Genomic DNA, 26,805 nt, shown 5'->3' on the forward strand with positions numbered 1-26,805 from the left:
AAACTAATGAGTTTGATCGCTTTAATTGAAAAAGCCAGTTAACCTAAAGGCTAACTGGCTTTTTATCGGTTCTTATAGAAACTACCTACTAGAACTAGCTTTTTGTGCCTTTTTAATCGCTTCATTAATATTTAATGAAGCGGACTCTTGGCGAGGTGGGAATTTAGCAAAAGTTTTTACATGCTCAGTTAGCTTGGCAATAATTGGCTGCATTAACCAGCTCTTACGCATAATTTGATGAAATCCAGTAACATCATCATAACTCTCTAGTGGGTCTTTACGTAAATTGAATAACTTAGGAGTGCTATGCACGACTAAATCTCCATAATATTTACCGCTGGGCTTAGTAGCAAAGTGCATTTTCCATGGACCATAACGAACCGCTGTTAGCTGCGATTCATAATAGTAAAAGAGTGTATCACGTGCTGACTTATCAGACTTACCTAACCAATAATCAAGATTATTTTCACCGTCAATATACACTTTATGTGACTTTTTCATTTTTTCACGAAGTTTAGGCTCACCAACTGCAGCAGCAATAGTAGGGAATACATCTTCATGCGATGAAATACCATTAAGCTTTAAGCCCTTAGGTATTTTATCAGGCCAGCGGACTAAGAAAGGTACACGTACGCCACCTTCCCATGTAGTCATTTTCTCGCCAAAGAACTCTGTAGTTCCCGAGTCTGGCCAGCTACTTTGCTCTGGACCATTATCGGTGGTGTAAATAACAATCGTGTTATCCGCTATTTTAAGCTCGTCTAACTTGTCAAGTAATACGCCAACATGGCCATCATGCTCAAGTAAACCGCTACCAAATAAATCTTCTTCTGAAGAAATACCTGACGCTAAATTACGACTTTCTTCTTTAAGGTGAATATAAACATGCATACGACTAGTGGCATGCCAGATAAAGAAAGGTTTTTTCTGTTTTACTGCACGTTCCATAAAGTCTACAGAGCGCGCTAATATTTCTTCATCGAAGGTTTCCATACGCTTTTTAGTTAATGGTCCGGTATCAGACACTTTACCGTCAGCATAAGACTCAATAACACCACGTGGACCAAATTTCTTCTGAAATTCAGAACTTTTTGGGTAATCAGCCTGCTCAGGCTCTTCTGAAACATTTAAATGGTACAGGTTACCGTAAAACTCATCAAAACCATGCCTAGTTGGTAAATGTTCATCTAGGTCACCCAAATGGTTTTTACCAAATTGCCCCGTCATATAGCCTTTATCTTTTAAGAACTCTGCTAAGGTTGGATCTGCCGATTTAATGCCTAATGGGTTACCTGGTTGGCCAACAGTGGTTAAGCCTGTTCGAACTGGTAGTTGGCCCATTAAAAATGCAGCACGTCCTGCGGTACAACTAGGTTGCCCGTAATGGTCTGTGAATAAAGCTCCCTCATTAGCGATACGATCTATATTCGGCGTTGGATAGGTCATGCCGTGTGAATATGCACTTAGCGAAATAGCGGCAACATCATCAACCATGATCGCAAGAATATTGGGTTTATCCGCTGCATATGTACCTATACTTGCAGTAGCGAGTAGTACTGCAGAAAGTATTTTTTTCATTGCTAATCCCTTATATTGTTGAACTTATGAGTTGGCTTAAACAACTTCATTTAAGCACCATTAACTAAAGTAGCAAGGAAAGTGTATATTACGCAATACATATCAATAGGTGCAGCAATACTAAAATAGCTTAAAGATGTTACCTGGTACATATTAGTCTTATTCTAATACGTACGATTCAGTGGAATTATAAAAAACATAATAGTGACTAACAGGTTAAAAGATTTTTTAAGCGCTTTAATAAATGGTAACGCTCAATACATAGTTTAAGTATTAAGGTTATTTGATACACAAACAATCACACTATATTTATTAGCTTTTTTGTGAGCTCCTAGTGAGAACCTCCTATCATTCGCCGATTTTTTATACCACTTGCTCGACAAACTTGTTAGGGTGAATAACCAATTAACATCTGAGCACCGATAAAATGCACAAATTAACGAATATTTATACCCTTGTTGGTTTGACTTTGTCTATATTGATGTCAACTCAATTAGTAGCAAAAACACAAGTTATTCATGCTGGTAAACTATTAACCGTTCCAGGAAAGTCCCCCCTTACCAAACAAACGCTAGTTATTAAAGATGGCATAATCTCCGATATTAAAGCAGGATTTATTGCCGTGAGTCTGTTCGAACAAGACGCGCAATTAATTAACTTATCGAAAAGCTTTGTTATGCCTGGTTTAATGGATATGCACGTGCACTTACAAGGAGAGCTTGGTCCTCAAAATGATAGTGAAAAACTCAGAATGTCAGACGCTGACAGACTAGTTAAAAGCGCCTATTTTGCCAATAAAACCTTGATGGCAGGCTTTACCACAGTAAGAGACCTCGGTGGCAGCGCTGAGCAGAGTTTTGCATTACGCGATGGTATTGCAAAAGGCTATTTACCAGGGCCACGAATTATCGCCGCTGGCAGCAGTGTTGCCGTTACTGGTGGTCATGGTGATGTTGATGGTATGAGCCCCGATTTATTAGAAATGCATACCGCAAAAACTGTTTGTGATGGCCCTTATGATTGTCGCCGCGCGACACGACGTGCGATAAAGTTTGGTGCTGATGTCATCAAAATAACTTCTACTGGCGGTGTGTTATCTGATACAAATACTGGTACAGGCCAACAAATGGCTGATGACGAGTTAATTGAAGTGGTAAACGCTGCACATGCTTTAGGACGAAAAGTAGCAAGCCATGCGCATGCTGCTGCGGGTATCAATGCTGCTTTACGTGCAGGTGTTGATAGCATCGAACACGGCAGTTACGCTAACGAAGAAAGCATCAAACTATTTAAACAACATGGTGCTTACTTAGTTCCAACCTTAATGGCTGGTGATACCGTAGTTAATTTAGCGAAAACCACTGAGTTTATGTCACCAGCGATTAGCGCTAAAGCAATTCGAGTTGGTGGCGATATGATCAAAAACTTTAAACGTGCCTATAAGTCGGGCGTAAAAATAGCCTACGGCACCGATAGCGGCGTATCTCGTCATGGCTCTAATGCTAAAGAAGCGGTGTTAATGTTCAATACTGGCATGACACCTCAAGATGTATTAAAGTCAGCCACAATTCATGCTGCTGATTTAATTGGTCGAACAAACGATTTAGGAACTCTAGAAGTAGGTAAAGTTGCCGATATTATTGCTACCAATGAGAGCCCATTACAAGATATAAAAGCGCTACTAACCGTGGGTTTTGTGATGAAGTCAGGTGTGGTATTTAAACAACCAGAATAAGCTAAACTCGAGCTATTAAGTAATAAAACCATTCAAAAGCAAAAAAGTTAAGAGCAGTACTCACTTAACAATTATTATACCGCGGCTCTTAACTTACCTTAAAATATTATTTAGCTCTATATGCTTAAAGGACACTATAGAGCTAAAGGCGTTAACATTAATCTTCTTCTAACACATGCGGACCAGCGTAATTATCAAAGCGTGAAAACTTACCTTGGAAGGTTAACGGTACTCGTCCTATCGGGCCATTACGTTGTTTACCAATAATTATTTCAGCCATGCCTTTAAACTCAGAATCGTCGTGATAAACCTCGTCACGATAAATAAACATGATTAAATCGGCATCTTGCTCTATTGAGCCCGACTCACGTAAATCCGAGTTAATTGGACGTTTATCTGAACGTTGCTCCAAGCCACGGTTTAGCTGAGAAAGTGCGACAACAGGCACTTGTAATTCTTTAGCTAAAGCTTTAAGTGAACGAGAGATTTCTGCAATTTCTAAGGTACGGTTATCTGAAAATTGTGGTGCACGCATCAGTTGTAAGTAATCGATCATGATCAGGCTAATGCCCCCATGGTCACGATGAATACGACGCGCACGAGAACGAACTTCTGTTGGCGTTAAGCCTGCCGCGTCATCAATATACATTTTACCTTTTTCAATTAACAAGCCCATGGTTGACGACAAACGCGCCCAATCTTCATCATCGAGCTGACCGGTACGAATTTTGGTTTGGTCAATACGACCCAATGATGCCAACATACGCATCATGATTTGATCTGACGGCATCTCTAACGAGAAAATAAGTGCTGGGTAATCTTGAGTCATGGCAGCGTGTTCTGCCAAGTTCATCGCAAAAGTGGTTTTACCCATTGATGGACGTGCCGCTACAATAATCAAGTCTGATTTTTGTAGACCTGCCGTCATTTTATCTAAATCAGCAAAACCACTAGGTACACCGGTAACACCGCCAGATGGGGTTGAACAAAGTTTTTCAATACGATCTACGGTTTTTTCTAATACTGAATTAAGGTTTTCAGGACCTTCAGATTTGTTCGCTCGCTTTTCAGCAATGGCAAAAACTTTCGTTTCAGCAAAATCAAGTAAGTCGGCACTACTACGGCCTTGAGTATCGTACCCTGCTTCAGCGATTTCATTAGCAACACTAATCATTTCACGAGTAACAGCTCGTTCACGCACAATATCTGCATAAGCGGTAATATTGGCGGCGCTCGGCGTGTTTTTCATCATCTCTGCAAGATAAACAAAACCACCGGCATCATCGAGCTTTTGATCGTTTTCTAAAGCTTCAGAGAGAGTAATTAAATCGACGGGTTCACCTAACTCAATGAGTGCGCCAATGGTTTCAAAAACTAAACGGTGTGAGCGTGAGTAAAAATCTGCAGCAACCGTTTTTTCTGCGACCTTATCCCAAGTTTCATTATCAAGTAGTAAACCACCGAGTACCGACTGCTCCGCTTCAAGAGAGTGAGGGGGAATTTTTAATTCGTCGATTTGTTTATCTTTAATAAATTGCTGTTCTTTGGCAAATTTACGTGGCTTTCTTTCTGCCATTTACTTAGCCTCTTGCTGCTGATGATTTGAAATTAACTGAGGTGAGTAATGTAGCAGAAATTGCTAAGCGGGAACATCAATAATTACTATCGAGTCACCTACAGTCCCTAGCCTTTGCTCTGTAGATAATTTTTAATATCGTCATCAATAAAAAAAGCGTTTAAGTGAAGAAATAGTCACTTAAACGCTGATAAAACTATACGCTATATGTGCTTACATTAGTGGTACTAATCACCTTTAACAATCACGTTACCACTAACGGTATTAACACGAACTGTGCTGCTGCCATCCCCCATTTGAAAGTTAAGGGTTGAGCTTGGTCCGTACTTCGCTTCTTTAGCTTTAACATCGCTAAGCTTATTGATTAAGTCGCCACCAACATTAGACTCAAGCGCAAAATCTGCATTAATATCTTTTTGAAAAATAAACTGCAAATTGCCACTAACGCTTGAGGCTTTTAATAAACCTTTATCTTTTAAGGCTAACTTAACATCAACATCGCCACTGACCGTAGACACTCTTAACTCCACTACATCAGCTAAACTTAAATCACTATCACCTGAGACAATATTAAGTGATACTTCACTTGCAACCGACTCACTAACAATGTGGCCACTTACCGTTTTTATTTGTAATCGACCTTGAGAGTTATTATCGTCAATATCACCGCTAACCACAGATAAACTAATTTTCCCTGATAAATCAGAGCTACTAATATTACCGCTGATGCTACTAAGCTCAATATTATGACTTAAGTCTTTAGCCACAATATCACCACTTACCGTACCTGCTTCAATACCACCATGTAAGTTACTCAGTGCCAACTCACTCGACACACCAGTAAAATCAACGCTAATATGCTTAGGCATGAAAATAGTTAACGCTGACCCAGATGAATTCCAACCACTGGTATTAGGGTATTCAACTTTAATATAAGCTTGTGCCCCTTTTTGTTTAAAAGTTAGCGACTCAACCTCATCACCTAACTCACCGCTTAAGCTTATTTTATCTTTATCCCAACCAACAACATTTACTGAGCCACTGCGATTATCAATCATTACGTTCGTAATATTTTCACTAGAAATACTGCGTGAAACTTCTTCACCAGCCATAACGTTACTAGTGTGTATTAACGTGCTCATTATTAATAAGGGTAATAAAAATACTTTAACTTTTGTCATTATCAATTCTCTCTTGTCTGGTGTTTGCTTATATTGGTTACGTTATATCACTTGATATTGGCGATATAGTTGCTCTAGTAGTTTCAACTCTTGCTGCTGGGTAAAGTCTAATAAATTTAACAAATCAACATTATGTTTATCAGCAAGTAGTGCTTTACTAATCGTTTTACGCGCTTCAGCTAGTTTGGTTAATTCATTTTGCATTTCAATGGGTAAGTTTGTCAGATTTGGCTGTCTGAAACTAACCTGCATTGCTTGTTTTTGTTGAATGAAGTTTTGCTCCATATATTGCACTAGATCTTCTGTAACGGCTCCCCTGTGAGCAATTTGTTCATTAGGCTGGGTTAGCATTGATGGTGCAAAAGTAAACCAACTCACCATAACAGCTAATACTAAAGAAGCAGCCCAAGCCATAGGCACTGTCGATGTAAATTTTTTAAATGCTGAAACGTTTTCAATATTTGTTGCTGGCTGCTGAGGCATATTGTGAATGGCTCGTTCAATACCCGACCATAAATCACGTTCGGGCTGCATTTCACATGGCAATGCTGTAATACTCTGCGTTAAATTCTGCTCGCTATCGACGATTTTCGTCGAGCTACTTTGTGCTTTTAAATTATTTATTACTTCGTTACTCATTATGCGTCTCCACTTTCAGGTGTCACAGCGTCATAACCTTCTATTTCTAGCCACTCTTTTAATAATGTTCTTGCTCTATGGTACTGAGACTTACTTGAGCCGACCGCCATTTTTAACATGCTGGCAATTTCTTCATGCCGATACCCCTCAACCGCAAAGAGTACAAATACTAAACGTGCTCGCTCAGGTAAACGGGCAATATGTTTATCTAGACTTTCTAATGTTGAGTTGTCAGTTAGTTTTTCGCTTGGCTCAACCACATTACTCACTTGCTCTTCAATGCTAAATACTCGCTGTAACCAATTCTTTTGTTTACGTAAGTGCCCTAAAATAACATTGGTGGCAACGCTATGAAGCCAAGTACTAAATTTACTCTCACCGCGAAAATTCGTAATTTTTTGCCACAACACTACAAACACCTCTTGGCAGACATCTTCGGCACTGTCTTTATCTGCCAGCATGCGCCAACATAACGCATATATACGTTTATGGTGGCTTTGATATAAATGGTGAAACGCGTGCTGCGAGCCTTGCTTAGCCTGATAAATCCATTGGCTTTCAAGGTCGCTACCACGATTAACGGCATCACCATCAGCTATATTAAGCTGCTGTCGCGGGTCATTAATGACCTTAGTTAAATTCAAATGTTCAGTCTCTTATTTTAATAATAGGGTTGAGAGTAACGCAGCAACATTTATCTGGCGGCTACTTTGATTAAGATACATAGGTTACGAAAAAGGTTTAAACAATAATAAAATAAAATGTCATTAATATGTTGTTACCTTTTGCGGTGTTAAGTTAACGGCTATTCGCTTAAACTAATACAGTAAAGTGACCAAAACTTAACATAATTATAACAAAAGCGATAACCGCACCAAGCCCATTTAAGGAACTTACATGAAACTTACCTGTGTAACGCTAGCAATTACCCTAGCGCTTAGCAGTCAATTAGCCCTTGCTGATGACGCTAAGAAATCTACTGAGAAAAAGAAAGAAAAAACCATTGCTGAGCTTATTGAGAAAAAAATAGCCACTGAAGGGCTATTCGATTTTTATCAAGATGAAAAAACCGGCGAAACTTTAATGTTAATTAATGAAAGTCAGCTTGATACACCTTTCTTGCATTTTGCCCAAACCATTGATGGTGTTTCTGATGTTGGCCACTTTAGAGGTGGTTACCGTGGTGGCAAAGTTATTGAGTTTAGAAAATATTTCGACCGTATTGATATTGTAGCCAAAACACAGCGCTACCTTTTTGATGAAAACAATCCAATAAGTCGTGCCAAAGATGCCAATATCAGTGAAGCGGTACTTGCCAGTGTAAAAATAGAAAAAGAGCAAGACGGACAAATTGCCTTAAAAGTAAATAAGTTATTTTTAAGTGAAGCCTTACATAAAGTATCACCATGGGCCCGCGTTAATGATAAAAATGCCAAAAAACGCTTTAAAATTGGTAAGTTAAATGACAAAAAATCACGTATTTTAGCAAAGCGTGCATACGATAATAATGTTGATATTGTGGTTGATTACGTTTTCAACAATCCTAACCCTAGTGTTTTTGGCTCTAAAGCAGTGTCAGATCCTCGTTCAGTATCTATCAAGTTACAACACTCATTTATTGAATTACCTAAAGATGAATTTGCACCACGTTATGATGACGCACGTGTCGGTTACTTTACGCATCAATATGACCAAATGACTTCAAGCCAATGGGCACCTTATCAAGATGTTATCAAACGCTGGAACTTAGTCAAAAAAGACCCCGCGGCCGCGTTATCTGAACCAGTAAAGCCTGTGGTTTGGTGGATAGAAAATACCACTCCCATTGAATGGCGTGAAACTATTAAAGAAGGCGTACTTGCGTGGAATAGTTCATTCGAGAAGGCAGGCTTTAAAAATGCGTTACAAGTAAAGATTCAACCTGACGATGCCACATGGGACGCTGCAGATCTTAACTACAATGTACTTCGCTGGACCTCGTCACCAAACCCACGTTTTGGCGGCTATGGCCCATCATTAGCAAACCCATTAACCGGTGAAATGCTTGGCTCTGACATTATGCTTGAGTTTATTTTCATGAAAAATCGTTGGATCTACAACAGCCTATATAGTCAAGGCGCAAGTAGTTTAACGGCTGAACATAATGAAAGCTCAGCAGAGCATAATGAAAAGTTACATTGCAGTGCAGGCCATGAATTACAGCAAGACTTCATTTTAGCGCAAGCCATGACCAACACTAATGATATAGAGCACGAAGCCCTATTAAAAGAAGGTTTACGCTCGTTAGTATTACATGAAGTAGGTCATACCTTAGGCTTAAACCACAACATGAAAGCATCTATTTTATGGGATGAAAAAGAGGTTCATGACAAGTCAAAAACTCAGGGCATTTTAACGGGTTCAGTAATGGACTATGCGCCTATTAACGCAGCACCTGTTGGCGTTAGTCAAGGCGATTACTTCCAAACTAAACCGGGACCTTACGATGACTGGGCTATTGAGTATGGTTATTCAACGGCACTAGAAAGTGCCGAGCAAGAGCAAGTCCGTTTAAATGAAATTTTAAGCCGCTCAACAGAAAAAGGCTTAGCTTTTGGTAACGATGCTGATGATATGCGCGCGCCAGGTCGTCACATTGACCCAAGAATAATGACTCGCGATTTATCATCAAACCCAGTAGCCTACGCTGTTGACCGTATGGGGCTAATTAACCACTTGTTAGGTGAACTAAAAGATAAAACTTTAATCGATGGTCAATCGTATCAGCAACTATTAATTTCAGCTAACTCGCTGTTTGGTCAATACCGTAGTCAGGCGAATATCATTTCTCGCCAAATTGGTGGTGTTTATGTAGAGCGTCATTTTGTTGATAGCAACACAAAAACACAAACTAAACCTTACACTCCTGTGCCTAAAGCAACACAACAAGCGGCAATGCAAGCACTAACAGACCATGTTTTTGCTGGTAATACCTTAGAAAGCATGCAACCGCTTTATAGCTATTTACAACACCAGCGCCGTGGTTTCAATCACTATGGTAAAAATGAAGACCCTAAAGTTCATAGCATGATCTTAAATATGCAAAAGTCAGTTTTAAGCCAACTGCTGCATGTTAATGTGTTAAAACGTATTTCAGATACGAGCTTATACGGTAATGATTACACCTTGAATGAAGTGTTAACTGAATTAACTAAGGCAATATTTGTTGATAAAAAGCAAGCCAACTCGTTAAATCATAATATTCAAATTGAGTATGTAAAACGCTTGATTACTATTGCTGGCGTAGTTAAGCCTTCGGCTTACGATAACTTAGCAAAAACTGCCGCTTTAGGACAACTAACCGAGATATTAGATAACAGTAGCTCGCTAGGTTTTGGTAAAAACAGTGCCACTAAAGCACACGATGCTTACATCAGTTTAATGATCCAAAAAGCATTAAAAGTGTAGCTTTGTTGTAATAAAGACAGGCTTTTTATTCTAGCCAAGCGAAACAAAAAGCCAGTAGTTTTCTACTGGTTTTTTGCTATTAGCTAGCCTCTCACTGTAGCGGTTTACCACATGATTTTCAGACATAAAAAAAGCGCCCTTAGGCGCTTTTTCTCGTTTACTGTAAAATAAGAATTACTTCTTACCCAATACAGCGAAACGTTTGTTGAATTTATCAACACGACCACCAGACTCAGCAGCTTTCTGCTTACCAGTGTAAAATGGGTGACATGCAGAACATACGTCTAGGTGAATATCTTTACCTAAAGTTGAACGAGTTACTACAACATTACCACAAGAACAATTCGCTTTTATTTCAGCGTAAGTTGGGTGAATACCTTCTTTCATGGGGACCTCTATCTCATTTGAGAATTTGGGCGCATCGCCACTTCGCCATTAAGACTTCATCTTTTAGTAAGAATAAAGCAAAACGCCAAGCACCATACGTAGTTAAAAATTAATGGGGCCGAATGATAAATCATCGCCAAAACAACTGCAACAAAAATAACAATAATGCTGATAAAAAATACAATGTCGCGGCTATTTTTCATTTAAATGCCAATGTTACTTGGCAGGCATTATTTCAACGGGCAGAATATTACTAAGTTTACATTAGGTAAAATAATATTCGTGTCTAACCATTACATTCAAGTCGCTATTCCGGTGCCAATGCGCCAGCTATTTACGTACTTAGTACCTGAGCAGCTTCAAAGCCCAGCCATAGTAGTTGGCGAACGAGTAGTGGTACCTTTTGGTGCACGAAAAGTTATTGGTATTGTTATGGGAACTGACGCTCATAGCGATGTTGATCAAAAAAAACTAAAAAACATTGAGAGTCGATTAAACGACAGCTTTCATTTGAGTCAATCTCTAGTTGATTACTTACAGCTTTGTGCGCATTACTATCACCACCCTGTTGGTGATGTTTTTCAGCAAGCGCTACCTGTGTTATTAAGAAAAATAGAAAAAGTAACGCTAACTCCGCCTATGGTTTGGCAAACAAGTGACTTTGAAGATGTTGATAATACGAATGACACCATCAATAAACTCAAAAGCAAAGCCATTAAACAGTTCAACCTTTATCAAATCATTAAACAACATAGTGGCATCAGCTGGGCTGAGTTACGTACTTTAGGCTATAACAAAGCACAACTTAACGCTTTACATAGCAAAGCATTAATTGAAGAAGTAGAGCAAACCACTCAAGCTTTTACTTGGCAAGACAGCTTTTTAAATCAACAAGACAAATTACAGCTATCAACCGAACAAGCCATTATTGTCACAGCAATTGAACAATCCCTTAATAGCTTTTCATGTCATTTGGTTGATGGTGTTACTGGTAGCGGAAAAACTGAAGTTTACTTACAGGCCATGGAAACTGTACTAGCTCAAAGCCAGCAAGTACTAGTGATTGTGCCAGAGATTGGGTTAACCCCGCAAACATTGAGTCGCTTTGAGCAACGCTTTAATGTACCTGTTGCACTACATCACTCAGGACTTAATGATACCGAACGTTTAAATACTTGGTTAACAGCACAGCAAGGTAACGCTGCCATTATTATAGGTACCCGATCGGCTATTTTTAGTCCACTGCATAATTTAGGCTTAATTATTGTTGATGAAGAGCACGACTCATCATTAAAACAACAAGACAGCTTTAGATATCATGGTCGTGACATGGCCATTTTACGCGCTCGACAGCTTAATATCCCTATTGTACTTGGTAGCGCAACTCCGAGCTTTGAAACCTTGCAAAATGCGTTGTCAGGTAAATATAACTACCATCAATTATTAAAGCGCGCAGGTAACAGCAGTAAAGCTAAAATTGCGCTTATTGACATGAATCATCAACAAGTCGAGTTTGGTTTATCTGGTACGTTAAAACATGAAATAACACAAACACTGAGCCGTGGTGAACAAGTACTACTCTTTTTAAACCGCCGCGGCTATGCTCCGGCAATTAACTGTAAAGAATGCCACTGGATTGCAGACTGCCAGCGCTGCGATAAACCTTATACCTTACATCAAAAGCAGCAATTACTTATTTGTCACCATTGCGGCAGCCAAAAGCGTATTCCACCACAATGTCCATCTTGTGGCAGCGTACGTATTGTGCCTTTAGGGCAAGGAACCGAGCAGTTAGAAAATCGACTTGATGAATTATTTCCTGATGCCAGTATTGTTCGAATAGACAGAGACAGTACGCGGAAAAAAGGCGAGTTGGCGAAGTTACTACAAGAAGTTAGCGATAAAAAACATCAATTATTAGTCGGTACGCAAATGTTAGCTAAAGGGCACCACTTTCCTGATGTTACTTTAGTTGCGGTGCTTGATGTTGACGGTGCATTATTTAGTTTTGATTTTAGAGCCAGTGAACAAATGGCTCAATTATTAATTCAGGTAGCCGGGCGTGCTGGTCGAGCGAGTAAACCCGGCAAGGTATTAGTACAAACTAACTTTGTTGATCATCCATTGTTACAAGATTTAGTACACAATGGCTATCATCACTTTGCTCACCAAGCATTAACCGAGCGAAAGCAGGCCTTGTTACCACCATTTAGCTACCAAGCATTAATACGGGCTGAAGCAAACTACCCTTCTTATCCTGAAAAGTTCTTACGAGGGTTAACTATGCAGCCTTTAGTAAGCTGTGAGTTTGCGGGACCCGTACCTGCGGCAATGGAGAAAAAGGCAGGAAAATTTCGCTATCATTTGATTATTCAAGCCAAAACCAGAAAACACCTTCACGGCGCTATTCAGCAATTACTGATGCAAATACCACAAAGTGAATGGCTTAATAAAGTGCGCTGGAGCTTAGATGTCGACCCAATTGATCTTAATTGGTAGCTTATTAAGTCATTAAATAAAATCAGCTCATGGTGAGAAACATTATTGATCATATTTGTGAATCCATTGGCTGATTTTTACCTTATTGTCAGTTAGAATACCGACAATTACTTTGTGTTAACTATGTTAAGCCTTCATGCCAAATCAAGATTATATTTCCCGTAAGCCAACAAAAAAGAAAAGCCCTAAAGGCTCAGCTAAAGCTAAAAAAAATAGTGCTCCAGCAAAAGCGACACTACCTCTTAAAAGTAAAGTAATCATATTAGTTACCTTATTATGTATTGGCGCATTTGGTTACGGCTTATGGGCGTTAAAAACAGCACCAAGCACCAAAGTACCTGTGACTGAAAAGCCTCAAACAGCCCCCGAAAACGAAGCCAAAACACTACCAGAGCCACCAAAAGAAAAGTGGAGTTACGTTAAAGGCTTAGAGCAAAAAGAAGTTGAAGTGGGCCAATACGAAGTCAAAGAAAAAGGCCCTTACAAAATGCAGTGTGGCTCGTTTAGAACTCAAAAGCAGGCTGAAGTACTTAAAGCCAATATTGCTTTTGCAGGGCTTGAATCGACCATTCAAAAAGTAGATGGCACCAATGGCACTTGGTATAAAGTGTTTCTTGGGCCTTATCAACGTAAGCGCTTGGCTGAAAAAGACAAGCACAACCTCAGACGTAATAACATTAACCATTGTCAAATTTGGTTATGGCGTTAATTGAAATAATTACGCTTGCTCCTTGAAAAAAGCAGATAACCCCCAACTTAATTAACATTCAAGCATTCTGTTAATTTTCGAGGTTTATATGACTACTATTGTTTCCGTAAGACGCAATGGCAAGGTTGTTATTGGTGGTGATGGCCAAGTATCACTAGGCAATACTGTAATGAAGGGCAACGCCCGTAAAGTTCGCCGTTTATATAACGGTAAAGTACTGGCTGGCTTTGCTGGTGGTACTGCTGATGCTTTTACCTTATTTGAGCGTTTTGAAAGTAAATTAGAACAACATCAAGGTCACCTAACCAAAGCCGCTGTAGAACTTGCCAAAGACTGGCGCAGCGATCGCGCCTTACGAAAACTTGAAGCGTTGCTCGCAGTTGCCGACGAAACAGCCTCTTTAATTATTACCGGTAACGGTGATGTTGTTCAGCCAGAGCATGATTTAATCGCCATTGGTAGCGGTGGTAATTTTGCGCAATCAGCCGCAACCGCTTTATTAGAAAACACCGATTTAAGCGCGAAAGAAATTGTAGAAAAATCGCTAAAAATTGCGGGTGATATTTGTGTTTTCACAAACCAAACTCACGTAATTGATGAATTATAAGTAATATAGTCTGCTCATCAGACTGTGTGCAATCCCCTATAAAATAGACCTAATGATGATTGCCTAAGTTATTTATTAGGCAATACCGAGGAAAATACTATGTCAAATATGACTCCCCGCGAAATTGTTCATGAATTAGATAGCCATATTGTTGGCCAAAGCGACGCCAAACGCGCTGTTGCTATTGCACTGCGTAACCGCTGGCGACGTATGCAATTAAATACCGATTTACGCACTGAAGTAACGCCTAAAAATATTTTAATGATTGGCCCAACAGGTGTTGGTAAAACTGAAATTGCTCGTCGTTTAGCTAAGTTAGCGCGCGCACCTTTTATTAAAGTTGAAGCGACTAAATTTACCGAAGTAGGCTATGTGGGTAAAGAAGTCGAAACCATTATTCGTGATCTTGCTGATATGGCAATCAAAATGGTGAAAGAAGACGAAATGGAACGTGTTAAGCATTTAGCAGAAGAAGCTGCTGAAGAGCGTATTCTCGACGTTTTACTACCACCTGCACGTGATAATTTTGGTAACGATGAAACCAGCGAAAATACCAACACGCGTCAAATATTCCGTAAAAAATTACGCGAAGGAAAGCTCGATGATAAAGAAATCGAACTCGACTTAGCCGCCCCACAAGTTGGCGTTGAAATCATGGCTCCTCCAGGTATGGAAGACATGACTTCTCAGCTACAAAGCATGTTTCAAAACATGTCGAGCGAAAAAACTAAAAAGCGTAAATTAAAAATTAAAGATGCATTTAAAGCACTTCAAGAAGAAGAAGCCGCTAAAATTGTTAATCAAGATGATATTAAACAAAAAGCGATTGATGCTGTAGAGCAAAATGGTATTGTTTTCATTGATGAAATAGACAAAATTTGTAAGCGTGGTGACAGCTCTGGCCCTGATGTTTCTCGTGAAGGGGTACAACGTGACTTATTACCATTAGTTGAAGGCTCAACCGTGAGCACTAAGCACGGCATGATTAAAACTGACCATATTTTGTTTATTGCTTCTGGCGCGTTTCAAATGGCAAAACCTTCTGACTTAATTCCTGAGTTACAAGGTCGCTTACCTATTAGAGTTGAACTACAAGCGTTAAGTGCTAATGACTTTGTGCGTATTTTAACAGAACCTTTTGCCTCATTAACCGAACAATATAGTGCGCTATTGGCAACTGAAGGTGTAAACGTTGAATTTAGTGACGATGGTATTCAAGCCATTGCCAATGCAGCATGGCAAGTTAACGAAAGTACTGAAAACATTGGTGCCCGCCGTTTACATACTATGATGGAGCGTCTGGTTGAAGACTTATCATTTAACGCTGATCAGCGCAGTGGTGAAACGATTAATATAGATAAAAGTTACGTTAATAATATCTTAAGTGACGTAATTAAAGATGAAGACCTAAGCCGCTTCATCCTTTAGTTATCACTGAACGATAAAGATAATAACCAGCGCTACTTGAGTAAACACCATGAACATAAAACGTTTTACATTAAACAACGAAAACAAGATCTTAATTATTGATTTTGATAACTCAAGTAGCTATCAGTTACCGTATGAATATTTGCGTATTAGCTCACCTAGTGTGAAAAACAGTAAAGGTGTAAAAGAGCTGATTTGCCACAAAAAGCAAGTGCAGTTATCAGCAATAGAGTGTGTGGCTAAACATGGTTACCGCTTACTTTTTAATGATAATCATAGCGCTATTTATTCAGCTGAGTATTTATTACAACTAGCGACTGAACATGATATCCGCTGGCAAGATTACTTAGCACAACTAGCTAATAGCGGCCACTCTAGAGAGGCCATGATTGAAATCAAGCAGGTTCAATAATAAAGGTAAGCATTAAATTACTTTGTTACATGCTAAACAAAAAAGCCAGAACTCTGACAAGCGTTCTGGCTTTTTCTATAGACCTATTAAATCACTAAGCACTAACTGCCTTAAACACTAAAGCGACTGACCTCACTACTTAACACATCTGCTTGTTCTGATAACTCTTTACTCATGCGTTCATTTTCTCTTGCTGATTCAGCAGATTGCTCCGTCACATCTCGAATCATAACCACATGTTCATTAACTTCAGATGCCACCGTACTTTGCTCTTGAATCGCAATCGCAATAGCGCTGTTCATATCCATAATAAGTGATACATCTTGCGTTATTTCATCAAGCATAGCTCCTGCTGAGCTTGCTTGGTCTGCACTCTCTTCACCTTGACTACGGCACTGCGCCATTAACACCACAATCTCTTGAGTTCTTTTTTGTAAAAGGTTAATAATGGTTTCTATTTCTTGTGTTGAGTCTTGAGTTCTACTAGCTAAGGTTCTTACTTCATCAGCAACTACCGCAAAACCACGCCCTTGCTCACCAGCTCTAGCGGCTTCTATTGCGGCATTAAGTGCCAGTAAGTTAGTTTGCTCTGCAATACCGCGAATAACACCTAATACAGAAGCAATGGTAACGCTTTCTTTCTCTAACTCTTTCACAACATTTTCAGAGTCCATTAATTTCTCTGATAATTGCCCTATTTGATTAATAGTTTGCTCAACACCTATTTTACCTTTTTCAGCATTACTGTTAGTAAGCTCTGCTTTATATGCGGCTTCTCGGGTATTAGTCGCAATTTCGTCAACCGTAGCAACCATTTCAGTGACCGCAGTTGCCACTAAATCAGTTTGTTGCATTTGGGTTTCAACGCCCGAGTTGGCATTAAAAATATTATTCGTTAAGCTATCTGTTGCCGCATTTAAGGTAGTAACTGACTCATTAACTTGCAGAATAAGTGTTCTAAAGCTATTAAGCATTTGATTAAATACCGTCGCCATATCCGATAGCTCGTCATTACCTCTAACGTCTACTTCAATACCTAGGTTATTCGTTTTGGCAATATCGCTCATCGTATGCTGTAGCGTACTAATGCGCTCTAAAATACTTTTCCCTACTAACCAAGCAAAAACTAACGCTATAACTAATACAACTAAAAATAGGCTGTAAGCTAATAAGTTAATAAATTTAACGTCATCAGCAACAATTTCATCGCTCTTTTTCATTAACGCTGGCAATGTTGCATTGACTTGATTGACACTTTCGGTCATTTCAGCCAAAAGCCCCATTTCTTTATGATAACCGAGGTTTTTTTGTAATTCAGCTAAATCGCCAAAAGCATTTTTATAGTTTGTTAATAGGGTATTAAGTTGTTGCTTTTTGCCTGATGAAAAGTCACTCTGTTGAATATTGCTAGCTAAAACAGCTACATTATTATTTAACCTACCAACATATTTTTCATCAAGGCGTAACATAAAGTCTTTTTCATTACGTCTAAGCTGCAACATGCCACTTAACAATAAATTATTATCATCACCAAGCAATGATTCAATATTGTGTACTGCCGCTCTAAGTTTGCCATACAAACCGTCCTTGGGATCTAAGCCTATGCGCTTTTGCATTTCAACTACTTCTTCAAATGCTGCATCATACTCATCCAACTCTTTACGCAATGTTTTAATTTCAGGCAGTACTAGGCCTATTGAAGTGAAGTCACCATCAAGTTTAGCAACTTCTGTATTTAGCCTCTCAATACGTTTGGTAAATAATTCCGCATAAGCAACATCTTTATGATTAATAAAGTCATTACCATTAGCTCTAAGCTCGAGTACTGAGGCACTGACTCTACCAATATCTTCGGCAATAGTAATGTCTTTTTGTAAGCCATTACTGGCGTAAGTTAATAACAGCAACATGAGCGTTAACGCAAAAACCAAAATAACGGAGTTTGCGATAAGTTTATGTTTAATAAGCATATAGTGACAACCTTAGTGTACAGATGAGTGTAATATTCCTAATAAAAAGAACAACTAATTACCATGTTCCTTGTGTATTAGCTTTTTATTTTTACGTTTAAATAGGGGTTTACAAATCTAGCTAAGCTTAAGCTGTGAAGCGTAACTATATATGTTCCAATAGTTATTATAGCCCTATATCGACCAGCGCCACTTTTTTATGAGTTTTTTTTATAATTAAGTTAATTTAATAGATTAAGAGAAAGGTAATATAGAGGCGTCAATGTAAAGTCACTATAAACGACTATTTCTTAGTTAAATGTCGAACTAATTCCGCCTCAGAAATAGGCTTGCTAATAAAATAGCCTTGTACTGCATCACAACCTAAGTTACGTAATATATTAAGTTGCTCAATAGCTTCTACACCTTCAGCTAAAACCCGCTTCCCTAGACCATGTGAAAGATCGACCATTGATTTTACAATAGTCAAGTCAGAATCATTAGTTGCAACCTCTGCAATAAAACTGCGATCTATTTTAATTTTATCGATAGGTAGTTTTCTTAAATAAGCCAGCGAAGAATAACCGGTACCAAAGTCATCTATAGAAACCTTAATACCCATACTTTGCAGTTTCACTATACTATTCATTGCTCTCTCAATATCAGTCATAACAACATTCTCTGTTATTTCTAATTCGATGTACTTAGAGGGGATTTTATGTTCTTCGAGTAGCTTTTGAATATTAGCCACTAATTGCACATCTTGAAACTCAACAGCGGTTATATTAATAGCAATGGCGACGCGACGCTTACAAAGATCGAACAAGCGAGCACTTATTTGGCAGGCTTTAGTTAAAATATAATTATCAAACTCGTTATGCATGCCTAATGCTTCAATATCATCAAGAAAGTCTGCTGGCATTAAAAATCCTCGCTCAGGGTGTTGCCAACGAACCAAAGCTTCAACGCCTTCAAGTTTATTCGTAAACAAGTTAAGTTGCGGCTGAAAGTGCAGTACAAACTCGTCATTTTTTAAAGCAGAAAGTAAAGCAGCTTTCATTAACAATAAGCGACGACCTTGGGCCTGCATGCCGCCCTCAAAACCGACGGTAGTTATGTCATTAGTTTCTGCATGATGTAAAGCTAAATTAGCTTTTTGCAATAAATCTTCAGCATTAACAGCATCAATTGGATAACAACAATACCCGATGCTTGTTTGAATATTGACTTTATTTTGTTCAAAGCGGTAGGAGCGCTCAATAAGTTCATGAATATGCTGAGCAGCTCTATCAATATGTGATTGCTGCTCAAACTCAATCACAAACATAAATGAATCACCACTCAAGCGACCAACAGCAACGGGCAAAAATACGCTTGAATTTAAACGTGCAGCAATCTCGCCTAGAATATAATCTCCGACTTTCAAACCATAAGTATCATTAATAAATTTAAATTGCTTAATATCAATTAAGAAAACCGCAAGCTTATTATTTTTTTTATGCTCGCTAGCAAAACTACTTATTTTTTCGGATAACTTAGCCATGACTTGTGTTCGGTTTAATGCCCCGGTAAGTGAGTCATGCTCACCTAGGTATTGTGCCCGATTAATTGCATTTAATGCTGATAATCGTTCAGCACCTTGCATCCAAACTAATAAAGTAAAGCCAAGAATGCTCTCTGCAGCAACATTAAAGAAAACTAAAAACGCTTCAAAAGTGGGAAACCATAGATCTGTTAATGCAACAATAGAAATAAAGGAGTAAAACAAATACCGAAAACCGACAATAAAGAAAAACCACATTAAAATTCTATTCGACAAATGGCTATTTTTATCAAATAAAAGTAATGTCGCTAAAGCGAAAAATATGCAACCGAAAATAAAACTAGGCAGACTTACTGTTAAATAAAAATGATTGAAAGAGTCCGTATGCTCTACTGTTACCAATAACACACTAAAAGCAAAAATAAACACAATAAAGCTGCAGGTTTGTTTAAAAGACAGTACTTTTTTATTTTTGGCGCTTAACACACCTAACGTTAAATAAAATAAGAAACCAAACAGTAAACTTAAATGTAAGGTTTCAATAATAACTAACCCTACATCAACCTCTAGGGTATGAGGTATATGCAGAACAATAGCCTTCAAGAAGTATGTTGCTGTAAGTGATACTAAACTTATTAGCCAGTAACCCACATATTGACGTTTAAATGTACGGTAATACATAAAAAACACGAACGATAAAATAGAGAATACAACAGCTTGTGTTGTAAATAGAAAGGTTCGTTCGGTGAGGTGTTCAATCATAAATAACCTAGCGTTATAAAACGACATTTATATAAATACAAAAAACATTTGATAAAACGGTCTTTATTAAAGAGTGTTTCACCTTTGAATTCAAGTAACCTCCTGCCTATATAATGTGTTTCCTTTTCACTATAAATAGATATACTGGTAACTAATTTATAGTGTTACTTTAAAGGGATAAATTATGTATTACAACACTTCTGAGCTTTGCGACTTTTATGGTGACTTGGTAGATGTAATTGACCCTATTTTCTGTAACTACGGGGGAAAAAGCTCTTTTGGTGGTCAAGTGGTCACCATAAAATGTTTCGAAAGTACCGGTATTGTTAAACAGTTAACAAATATAGATGGTACTGGAAAAGTGCTTGTCATTGATGGTGGCGGATCGACTAGACGCGCTCTTATAGATGCAAGTATTGCGCAGTGCGCTGCACATAATCATTGGCAAGGTATTATTTGCTATGGCAGTGTTCGCGATGTAGACACGATAGAGCTTATAGATATAGGTATCCAAGCTATCGCTGCGATTCCTGTTGGTGCTAATGAAGATGAAATAGGCGAAACCGATGTAGCAATCAATTTTGCAGGTGTGACTGTTTTACCTGACGATTATATTTATGCTGACAATACTGGCATTGTACTATCGCCAGACCCTCTAGATATTAAGTAAGTTAACCGTAGTAACTGCTCCTTAGTTACTACTTTCAATATTACCTAGTGATTTTTATACCATTTTTCCAGCCAAAGCTCTACTTCATCTAATGCAATGCCGGGACTAATAATGTTTCCTTGAACATACTTCCCACCCATTGTAGAGAATGCATCGGCTGCATCTCGCTTATCAATATCAGTACCAATTAACGGTAGCTTCATTGTACGTGTAAGTGTTATTAATGCATGAGTAATTGCTTTATCTACTCTGTTTTCACTATCATTTGTTAATTGCTGACAGTTAATTTTAATTTGATGAATAGCCATTTTTCGAATATAACGCAAAGCTTGATAGCTACCTGAAAAGTCGGTAATAGCAATAGTAATATCAAGAGACTTTAATTGATTGATAATACTTCTAGCGCGGTCAATATCTTCAAGTAGTACATTCTCATTCAGTTCAACAATTAAGTAGCGCCCTGAAATATTATAATGCTTAATTTGTAGTTCAATATAATCGACCAAGTCAGGTTGAAATAAACAGTTACTAGGGAGGCTAATTGATATTGGCTGCTTATGATTATTTTTTTGCAAAACAGCTAAAGTCAAAAACGCATACTTCAACATTTGCTTAGCAAGTATATACATTTCACCGCTATGCTTCGCCAGCAAGGTAAAATCTTCAAGTTCAAGTGGCGTAGTGGATTGTAACTCATACCAATGCACTCGTAACTGAAAGCCTAATATACTGTTATCATCAATATTCACTTGTGGCTGAATATACCAATGAAGCTTTTCATCAAGAACATCGCTTCTCAATTGTTCCATACGTGCCAACTGATGCTGTGTATGACGTAGTTTTTCGTTATTAAAGTATCGAATATTTTGCTGAGAGCTTGAAGCATCTAACAACGCATCTCCAGCATGTGCAACGACCTCATGAGCGGTATTACCGTTTTTTTGATGTAGTGCAACCCCAAAAGCAAGTTCAAAGTTTAATGAAAAGCTTTTAAAACTCATAGCCTCAGGAACACTCTTAGTTAACTGAACACAAATCTCATTAATAACGCTCTTATCATCATATTTATTACCAGCTAAATTAATCACCACTAAAAAGTTTAAGCCTTGTAAACGAGCAATACGTACAGGCTCTCCGACACTTGAAAAGCTCAACAACGCTTCATTATTAGCGACGCTCAACTGTAGGCAGTACGCTAACTGCAGTAATAACAAGTCAGAATTATGATGACCTAATAACGTATTAGCTTGTTCAAAATTTATAGGTTTCAGCACAATGGCAGCTAGCGGTTTATTCTTATTTTGAGTTATCGCTTGTTCGAAAACTTGTAAAGCAGACTGCGCGGTAGGTAAATTAGTTACCGTATCCAATGAAGATATCTCTGTCGTTTTTTTTGTGATTATTTCCGTTTTACTACCACCCTTAACTGAGTTAAATAGCTTTAAGCTTAGCCACCAACAAATATAACTACTAAAAAGTAGTACACTTAAATAAACGAAAATAGAAGTCGGCGTTAATGACAAGCCATCACGGTATAACTGTACAAATAAAAATGACAGCCCTGATGTCACGACAATAATGGACAATAAAAAGACTACTCTAATGTTAAAACGACTCATATTTAACAACTACCTATAAACCAGCTTATGAGGGGAGTATCATAAGCGTACTAAATATACAGCGAAGCTATACTCCTAAACTATACCTTTAAGCTATACCTCTAAATTATTCAGGGCAAGCATATTTATCTATTTTTTTATAGCTTAAACAAGCAACCAAAATTCTACTTGGTAATAGCAGCCCCTTTAGCCGTAATTAACGCTTTATCGGCATTAGTTAATAATAAATTAACTAAGTGAAGGTAACCGTTTAAATTGTCACTTGACCAAAAACGTTTAAGTGAGGTGTCACTGGTTACCATCCATGCGATAAACTGTTTAAAAGCATAAGGGTCATGACTATCAAAACATTTTTGGCTGATTTTTTTTAGTCGACCTTTACCTTTTAAGCAGTCCCTAAAAATAATGCTGTAGTTATTAATCAATGGACTAATCAAGTCCAGGTGCTTTATCAGATCTTTATCATCATATTGCTCCGCTTGTGCCTTCATAGTAAGTAACCTAGCCTTAATAAACTCTTCATAGCGCGATGCAATAACCGCCATTGAGTCTTGCATCGCTTTGCTTTCTTTACGAGTTTGACTGTTCTCTCTTTGCTGAGTAATTAATAAACGTTGCAGTTTTTCGGAACGTATCGAGAAAAAAATACTGACGCCAATAAAAATTGCAGTGATGATTAATATAAAAAACATTAAAATACCTTAGGTTATTCTACGATTGTGATTTTGCTTTAGCTGTATCAGTTAATTTTGCAAGGAAACTAAAAGGGTCTATATCCTTAAAAGTAGGTGAATCAAGTTTGAATTTTATCATTAACGAGAAATCGCCCAAGCTACCAAAAAATAATGAGTTTAAGGCTTCAACTAACTTTTCAGCTTTACCAGAGACATCTAACTCACTTTGATGCTCAAACAATAAAAGGTACTCACCTTCATTCAATACACCAGCAAATTCAAATTCGGCTAATTGTTCTTGAATAATACTAACCATGATCCCCTTAACTTCAGCAACTTGCTTTTTATTAAATGTGAAAACTAACTCTTGCCAATTTTCAATGGAGATATAACACACTGAAAGCGGATACTGAAATTTTCTCGCTTTTTGATAGGCCTCTTGATAATACAACTTAGTTTTTTGTGCGTTAGTAATAATACGGTATTCATCTAACTCTTCATAAGCTTTTTCGGCCTTATTCGCGCGCAACCTGAAATAGTAAATTAACGCGCCAAAGGCAAATAACATAAGCAAGCTTAATAGTATAAGAATAATCGTATGTTGCTTATGATACTTGCGCTGAAATGAGGTAATCATTTCACTATTTCCCGCAAGCTTAATCGCTAACTTCTTTCCCTTACCAAGAGAGTCTTTCTTTAGAGCTTGCGTTAGCGTCTGATTGTAAAAATAGTGAGTGTACTTTGCTTCTTTTTTCTTATTCTCAAACTTAAACCACAAGAGCTGACTATGCTTTTGTGCTATCAAATAGGCTTGTTGATAATCACCTTGGTCAAAATACATTTCTGCTAGCATCCGGTAAAATCCAACATACTCTAAAGAAATATCTTCACCTTTTAATAAAGACAAAACATTTAGCAGTATATCGTAAGCTTTATCTTTCTCCTGTAGACTCATCTTGATACTAGCTAAAGCGACTAAGGTTTCAATGTATTCGGTAATAACATCGTTGTTTTTAAAGGTTTCTGCAGCTTGAGTAAATGCCCTATCGGCTTCTTCAAATTGTTGTAATTTAAAAAAACTTAAACCTACACCTTTATCAGCCAGTGCAACTCCTATAGACTTTTTCCTCTGTTGAGCATACTTTTTTGCTTCCCAAAAAGCACTGTAAGCATCATCAAAGCGTTGTAAATATAAATATGCATACCCAATATAAAGATAAGTTTGGTCAATATTTTCTTTTTTATTTAAATCAAAACGTAATTTAAGAACTTTTAATTGTATCGTTAATGCCGTTTGGTAATCGCCTAAATAATGATAAGCCGTAGCTAAAATAGTAAACAATTCAATATGCTCGATAGAGACACTTCTTTTATCAACGGTTTTATCGAGTAGCATTAAGTCAGCAAGTGCTTGCTCATATTGCCCTAACATAGCGAACGCAACACTACGATAACTCAACGCCAGCAGTTTATACTGCTCATGGGATTCACCTAGAGTAAGGGCTACTAAATCTTCTGCTATATTAAGTAATTGTTGGAATTGTTTTTTAGCCATATGCACATTAGCTAGCTTAAGTAATAGCGCAAGCCTAACTTTCTGATCTTCTAGATCTACATTTAATCCCGATTGCACATAAGTAAAAGCCTTATCTATCTCATTCTTGTTACTCGTTACAATAGCAAGTAGTAAATATAATTTAGCGAGAATATCACCAGAGTAATACTGAGAATAAGGAAGAATCTGTTGCGCTATTTTCTCTACCTTTTCATACATTATAGCTTCATGGTCGAGGTAATATAACTGCTCCACCTGAATTGTTAAGATCTCTATTTTTTTACTCGACAAACCTTTCAGGTTCGCCTCGTTTGCCCCACAGAAATATGGAGCTCCTAATAAAATAAACAGTAAAAAAATTCTATACATAATTTAAAATATAAAAACAATCAGTTACCTTAGCTTTCACATAAAAAAACTAAAATGTTACTTTATTTTTACTTTATTCCTTTTTGTTATCAATATTTTATATTTACATTCACTCATTTTTATCTATAATGAGCGTAAGCTTCAATGCTTAACAAGGGCAAACTTAGTGAAAGCTAAGGACGCAAAGTTACCGGTCTAATGGGAAACCTATGATAGCGGAACTGCAAAATTTAGATATAGTGGGGGCTTATCTTCATCTTTTAGTTCTCTATCAATTTCTTCCGTTAACTTTGCGTGCCCTCTCTCTTTCTTTAAAATATTAGCATTTAAATAAAATTACTATTAAATGGATTAACGTTATGTTACTAATCCCATTTGATTATCTCACTGTACCGTATAACTCCTCCGATAGAGATAATAATTAAGCTACTTAGCTTGCTTAATTTGTAATGATAAAAATGCATAGAAGTGAATAAATAAATGAAGTATCACGACTCTATTGAAACCGCCGACAAAATTATGCGCTTGGTGGTTGCTCAACTCAAAAAGTGGCAACTTGCGATTAACCCAATTAATTATGCTGTTGTTTATGAGTATTATAAAAAGTCCAATGCACAACTCACCGCTGCTATTGAAAAAGAGCTATTAGTAAATGAAAGTTTGAATGGTTTCTTTATGGAGAACCTCTATAAAGAAACAGTGCTTGAAAAAAGTGAATTCAGAGAAGAAATTCTTACAGACCTCAGTACGTTAATTAACGACTCTCATCATAATCAGCAAGAACTAACAAGCTCCTCTATAGCGTTAATACACACTCTCGAAAAAAACATTACACAACTTTCATCTTCAGAGCCAAATAACGTTAAAAATGCAATTAGCTCATTAACAACAGCGACTGAAGACTTCAAAGCACAAATACTACATTTATCAAAGCAGTTAGAATGCCACCAAGAAGACAGCCAAAGACTCTCCGCAGAGCTCACTCAAGCACGCCATCAAATTAACTTAGACAAGGTAACCGGTTTATTTAACAAAAAAGCAATTAGTAGCCATATATCTGCATGGCAACAACAGTATACGCCGTGCAATATCGCCGCCATTTCGATTAAGATAGAAGAGTTCAATAAGATAGAACGTGACTTTGGCGTACTATTTTCTGATGTAATACTCACCAAAATAGCGCATAAGATCGCAAGTTATATACACGACAGTGGGTTACCTGTGCGCTTTAATTACGATGAATTTATATTATTATTACCACAGGCTTCGCATCAAACAGCGACAGAAATCGGCACAAAAATAACCCAAAGTATACGAAAAATGCGCTTTGTCAGTATAAAGTCAGATATTAAATTACCACAAATTAATAGCCAATTTAGCGTTAATCATATGGAGGAAGGTGAGAATATTGACGACTTTTTAAAAAAGACAAAAATTGAATCAACCCTAGCAACCTAATTACCCCC

General features: G+C 37.7%; 21 protein-coding genes and 1 riboswitch. Of the genes, 10 read left to right on the forward strand and 11 right to left on the reverse strand.

Features of this window, described 5'->3' with window-relative positions; genetic code table 11:
- Positions 1-81: 81 nt before the first annotated feature.
- Entirely contained in the window at positions 82-1,578 is a 1,497-nt protein-coding gene (locus ABD005_RS02105) for an arylsulfatase (protein WP_343814447.1), read from the reverse strand.
- A 481-nt stretch (positions 1,579-2,059) separates the two neighbouring features.
- Between ABD005_RS02105 and ABD005_RS02110 the strand changes: the two genes are divergently transcribed.
- Positions 2,060-3,313 (forward strand): metal-dependent hydrolase family protein, encoded by a 1,254-nt coding sequence (locus tag ABD005_RS02110; protein WP_343814857.1) that lies wholly within the window; start codon positions 2,060-2,062, stop codon positions 3,311-3,313.
- 157 nt (positions 3,314-3,470) lie between these two features.
- On the opposite strand, the gene dnaB is transcribed toward ABD005_RS02110, so the two are convergent.
- From dnaB to ABD005_RS02130, 4 genes are all read right to left on the reverse strand, one after another.
- Complete coding sequence (gene dnaB / locus ABD005_RS02115; RefSeq protein WP_215980210.1) at positions 3,471-4,889, reverse strand: replicative DNA helicase; 1,419 nt, start codon at positions 4,887-4,889, stop codon at positions 3,471-3,473.
- Positions 4,890-5,116: 227 nt separating this feature from the next.
- Positions 5,117-6,070, reverse strand: a complete 954-nt coding sequence (locus ABD005_RS02120; protein WP_215980209.1) for a DUF4097 family beta strand repeat-containing protein — start codon at positions 6,068-6,070, stop codon at positions 5,117-5,119.
- A gap of 42 nt (positions 6,071-6,112) precedes the next feature.
- Positions 6,113-6,709: a hypothetical protein gene (locus ABD005_RS02125; protein WP_343814451.1), complete on the reverse strand. Its 597-nt coding sequence runs from the start codon at positions 6,707-6,709 to the stop codon at positions 6,113-6,115.
- On the reverse strand, positions 6,709-7,308 hold the full coding sequence (locus tag ABD005_RS02130; RefSeq protein WP_343814860.1) for an RNA polymerase sigma factor: 600 nt from the start codon (positions 7,306-7,308) through the stop codon (positions 6,709-6,711). Before ABD005_RS02130 ends, ABD005_RS02125 begins: the two co-directional genes overlap by 1 nt.
- 298 nt (positions 7,309-7,606) lie before the next feature.
- On the opposite strand from ABD005_RS02130, the gene ABD005_RS02135 reads away from it, so the two are divergent.
- On the forward strand, positions 7,607-10,156 hold the full coding sequence (locus tag ABD005_RS02135; RefSeq protein ID WP_343814454.1) for a zinc-dependent metalloprotease: 2,550 nt from the start codon (positions 7,607-7,609) through the stop codon (positions 10,154-10,156).
- A gap of 174 nt (positions 10,157-10,330) precedes the next feature.
- On the opposite strand, the gene rpmE is transcribed toward ABD005_RS02135, so the two are convergent.
- Positions 10,331-10,543, reverse strand: coding sequence for a 50S ribosomal protein L31 (rpmE, locus tag ABD005_RS02140; RefSeq protein ID WP_215980206.1), 213 nt, complete (start codon positions 10,541-10,543; stop codon positions 10,331-10,333).
- A gap of 122 nt (positions 10,544-10,665) precedes the next feature.
- Here rpmE and ABD005_RS02145 point away from each other — a divergent pair, with 122 nt between their 5' ends.
- The 6 genes from ABD005_RS02145 to ABD005_RS02170 all read left to right on the forward strand — a co-directional run bounded on the left by ABD005_RS02145 (position 10,666) and on the right by ABD005_RS02170 (position 16,198).
- Complete coding sequence (locus ABD005_RS02145; protein WP_289847616.1) at positions 10,666-10,800, forward strand: hypothetical protein; 135 nt, start codon at positions 10,666-10,668, stop codon at positions 10,798-10,800.
- A gap of 25 nt (positions 10,801-10,825) precedes the next feature.
- Entirely contained in the window at positions 10,826-13,042 is a 2,217-nt protein-coding gene (gene priA, locus ABD005_RS02150) for a primosomal protein N' (protein ID WP_343814457.1), read from the forward strand.
- A gap of 136 nt (positions 13,043-13,178) precedes the next feature.
- Positions 13,179-13,751: an SPOR domain-containing protein gene (locus tag ABD005_RS02155; RefSeq protein WP_215980205.1), complete on the forward strand. Its 573-nt coding sequence runs from the start codon at positions 13,179-13,181 to the stop codon at positions 13,749-13,751.
- Between the two features lie 88 nt (positions 13,752-13,839).
- Positions 13,840-14,358 carry an ATP-dependent protease subunit HslV gene (hslV, locus tag ABD005_RS02160; protein WP_215980204.1) on the forward strand — a complete coding sequence of 173 codons (519 nt, stop codon included), beginning with the start codon at positions 13,840-13,842 and terminating at the stop codon, positions 14,356-14,358.
- 99 nt (positions 14,359-14,457) lie between these two features.
- Entirely contained in the window at positions 14,458-15,786 is a 1,329-nt protein-coding gene (gene hslU / locus ABD005_RS02165; RefSeq protein WP_215980203.1) for an ATP-dependent protease ATPase subunit HslU, read from the forward strand.
- Positions 15,787-15,835: 49 nt separating this feature from the next.
- Positions 15,836-16,198 (forward strand): gamma-butyrobetaine hydroxylase family protein, encoded by a 363-nt coding sequence (locus ABD005_RS02170; protein WP_215980202.1) that lies wholly within the window; start codon positions 15,836-15,838, stop codon positions 16,196-16,198.
- 110 nt (positions 16,199-16,308) lie between these two features.
- On the opposite strand, the gene ABD005_RS02175 is transcribed toward ABD005_RS02170, so the two are convergent.
- Positions 16,309-18,168 carry a methyl-accepting chemotaxis protein gene (locus ABD005_RS02175; RefSeq protein WP_343814464.1) on the reverse strand — a complete coding sequence of 620 codons (1,860 nt, stop codon included), beginning with the start codon at positions 18,166-18,168 and terminating at the stop codon, positions 16,309-16,311.
- Between the two features lie 283 nt (positions 18,169-18,451).
- A complete protein-coding gene (locus ABD005_RS02180; RefSeq protein WP_343814467.1) occupies positions 18,452-20,452 on the reverse strand; it encodes a putative bifunctional diguanylate cyclase/phosphodiesterase in 2,001 nt (666 codons plus the stop codon).
- A gap of 184 nt (positions 20,453-20,636) precedes the next feature.
- Between ABD005_RS02180 and rraA the strand changes: the two genes are divergently transcribed.
- Positions 20,637-21,122, forward strand: coding sequence for a ribonuclease E activity regulator RraA (gene rraA, locus ABD005_RS02185; protein WP_215980199.1), 486 nt, complete (start codon positions 20,637-20,639; stop codon positions 21,120-21,122).
- A 44-nt stretch (positions 21,123-21,166) separates the two neighbouring features.
- On the opposite strand, the gene ABD005_RS02190 is transcribed toward rraA, so the two are convergent.
- The 3 genes from ABD005_RS02190 to ABD005_RS02200 form a co-directional block, all read right to left on the reverse strand.
- A complete protein-coding gene (locus ABD005_RS02190) occupies positions 21,167-22,741 on the reverse strand; it encodes an EAL domain-containing protein (RefSeq protein ID WP_343814470.1) in 1,575 nt (524 codons plus the stop codon).
- A gap of 164 nt (positions 22,742-22,905) precedes the next feature.
- The gene (locus ABD005_RS02195; RefSeq protein WP_215980197.1) at positions 22,906-23,433 is read right to left on the reverse strand and encodes a hypothetical protein; all 528 of its coding nucleotides are present in this window, start codon (positions 23,431-23,433) and stop codon (positions 22,906-22,908) included.
- Positions 23,434-23,452: 19 nt separating this feature from the next.
- A complete protein-coding gene (locus ABD005_RS02200; RefSeq protein ID WP_343814474.1) occupies positions 23,453-25,189 on the reverse strand; it encodes a tetratricopeptide repeat protein in 1,737 nt (578 codons plus the stop codon).
- Between the two features lie 296 nt (positions 25,190-25,485).
- Positions 25,486-25,568: riboswitch (cyclic di-GMP riboswitch) on the forward strand.
- 251 nt (positions 25,569-25,819) lie between these two features.
- On the opposite strand from ABD005_RS02200, the gene ABD005_RS02205 reads away from it, so the two are divergent.
- Entirely contained in the window at positions 25,820-26,797 is a 978-nt protein-coding gene (locus tag ABD005_RS02205; RefSeq protein ID WP_343814477.1) for a GGDEF domain-containing protein, read from the forward strand.
- Positions 26,798-26,805 lie beyond the last annotated feature (8 nt).

This window comes from Colwellia asteriadis, from assembly GCF_039523295.1.
GTDB lineage: Bacteria > Pseudomonadota > Gammaproteobacteria > Enterobacterales > Alteromonadaceae > Colwellia > Colwellia asteriadis.

Coding starts and splice junctions, on each gene's coding strand:
- rpmE (WP_215980206.1), bottom strand. CDS start 10,543: ATGAAAGAAGGTATTCACCCAACTTACGCTGAAATAAAAGCGAATTGT.
- ABD005_RS02175 (WP_343814464.1), bottom strand. CDS start 18,168: ATGCTTATTAAACATAAACTTATCGCAAACTCCGTTATTTTGGTTTTT.
- ABD005_RS02170 (WP_215980202.1), top strand. CDS start 15,836: ATGAACATAAAACGTTTTACATTAAACAACGAAAACAAGATCTTAATT.
- ABD005_RS02145 (WP_289847616.1), top strand. CDS start 10,666: ATGATAAATCATCGCCAAAACAACTGCAACAAAAATAACAATAATGCT.
- ABD005_RS02180 (WP_343814467.1), bottom strand. CDS start 20,452: ATGATTGAACACCTCACCGAACGAACCTTTCTATTTACAACACAAGCT.
- ABD005_RS02110 (WP_343814857.1), top strand. CDS start 2,060: ATGTCAACTCAATTAGTAGCAAAAACACAAGTTATTCATGCTGGTAAA.
- ABD005_RS02200 (WP_343814474.1), bottom strand. CDS start 25,189: ATGTATGAAAAGGTAGAGAAAATAGCGCAACAGATTCTTCCTTATTCT.
- ABD005_RS02205 (WP_343814477.1), top strand. CDS start 25,820: ATGAAGTATCACGACTCTATTGAAACCGCCGACAAAATTATGCGCTTG.
- ABD005_RS02155 (WP_215980205.1), top strand. CDS start 13,179: ATGCCAAATCAAGATTATATTTCCCGTAAGCCAACAAAAAAGAAAAGC.
- ABD005_RS02105 (WP_343814447.1), bottom strand. CDS start 1,578: ATGAAAAAAATACTTTCTGCAGTACTACTCGCTACTGCAAGTATAGGT.
- ABD005_RS02195 (WP_215980197.1), bottom strand. CDS start 23,433: ATGTTTTTTATATTAATCATCACTGCAATTTTTATTGGCGTCAGTATT.
- rraA (WP_215980199.1), top strand. CDS start 20,637: ATGTATTACAACACTTCTGAGCTTTGCGACTTTTATGGTGACTTGGTA.
- hslV (WP_215980204.1), top strand. CDS start 13,840: ATGACTACTATTGTTTCCGTAAGACGCAATGGCAAGGTTGTTATTGGT.
- ABD005_RS02190 (WP_343814470.1), bottom strand. CDS start 22,741: ATGAGTCGTTTTAACATTAGAGTAGTCTTTTTATTGTCCATTATTGTC.
- ABD005_RS02125 (WP_343814451.1), bottom strand. CDS start 6,709: ATGAGTAACGAAGTAATAAATAATTTAAAAGCACAAAGTAGCTCGACG.
- dnaB (WP_215980210.1), bottom strand. CDS start 4,889: ATGGCAGAAAGAAAGCCACGTAAATTTGCCAAAGAACAGCAATTTATT.
- hslU (WP_215980203.1), top strand. CDS start 14,458: ATGTCAAATATGACTCCCCGCGAAATTGTTCATGAATTAGATAGCCAT.
- ABD005_RS02135 (WP_343814454.1), top strand. CDS start 7,607: ATGAAACTTACCTGTGTAACGCTAGCAATTACCCTAGCGCTTAGCAGT.
- ABD005_RS02120 (WP_215980209.1), bottom strand. CDS start 6,070: ATGACAAAAGTTAAAGTATTTTTATTACCCTTATTAATAATGAGCACG.